General features: G+C 69.8%; 1 protein-coding gene. It reads right to left on the bottom strand.

All coding sequences use genetic code 11. The features are described from left to right. Positions 1 to 658 (bottom strand): hypothetical protein (locus BQ7388_RS11090; protein WP_200781493.1); only part of this gene is annotated, 658 nt, incomplete at its 3' end. Positions 659 to 1,146 lie beyond the last annotated feature (488 nt).

Genomic DNA, 1,146 nt, shown 5'->3' with positions numbered 1-1,146 from the left:
GGCGCCGGCGACGGCGGGAGTCGAGGAGGCGCTTGGTGGCGAGGGCGAGGCCCGCCGCGCCCATGCCAAAGAGGAGGACGGAGGCGGGTACGGAGGCGCGGAGCACGGGGAAGCCCAGCACGAGGAGGAGCAATCCCATGTAGCCGAAGAACGCGACGCGGGGAAGCTCCCCGGGCCGCCAGGCAGCGTCTTCCTCGACAAGCAGGACGTAGGGCGACGCCTTCTGCGGCTCCGACGCCGGTGCCGCTTCGGCGGGAGTGCCAGTAGCTGCGTCGGTAACATCGGCAGAGGCAGAGGCGATGGCGGCGCAATGGTCGTCGGCAGGGGCAGCCAGCTCAGGTTCCGCCTCCACAGTCTCGGTGGCGACCTCCTTCGGCGCCTCGGCAGGCACCGGTTCCGCGGTGACGTCCTCCACGTTCTGGGGAGAGGGGCTCGGCTGCGGGGCCGTGGGCGCATCGCCTTGGCGCGAGCCGAGGACAACGGGGGCCTCGTCACGTCCCGGCACCTCCTGGCGCAGCTCGTCGACGGAGGTCGCGAGGCTGGCGAAGTCCACCAGGGCGAGGAGGTCAAACATGCCATGGGCGAACCGCATGCCGTCGGCGCGTGAGCCCTGGCGCGCTCGCCTCTCGTCCAGCTCCCGCAATGCCTTGTTCTCCATGAGAGACGCCCTCCACGCGACCGGGGGCGATCCTCTCGCCCGGAACCAGACGTTTTCCAGTATACGGACAAGCCACGACATCAGCCTTCACGGGCGAGACATGCCGCTTGCTTCTCTGCGCTTGCTGGCCCCACTCCTCTCCACCGGCCCAATCTTGTGGTTGTGGACAGAATTGCCGCCGGAGGACAAGAAAAGTGTCCGCGTTTGCAAGATTGGACGTCGCGCCAGCAGGCAGTCACGGCCCCGACTTGTGCGTAGCGTGCGTGCCGTGGGGCTTGGGCGTGCCGTGGGGGTCCGGCTTCGCAGCCCTACAATCACCCGCTACCTCGCCAGCCAGGCGTAGACGGGGACGTCCCGCCCGCATTCCTTCCCCTCCGCCTCCGCGAGGGCGCGCACGGCAAGCTCGTGGTCGAGGCCCTCGTGGAGGCCGCTCACGCAGAGCGTGGCCAGCAGGGCGCCGCGCTCGTCTCGGATGGGGAAGGCCCCGG

It is taken from the genome of Olsenella phocaeensis, assembly GCF_900120385.1.
GTDB classification, from domain to species: Bacteria; Actinomycetota; Coriobacteriia; order Coriobacteriales; family Atopobiaceae; genus Olsenella_I; species Olsenella_I phocaeensis.
This window is presented reverse-complemented; position numbering and strand designations above follow the sequence as displayed.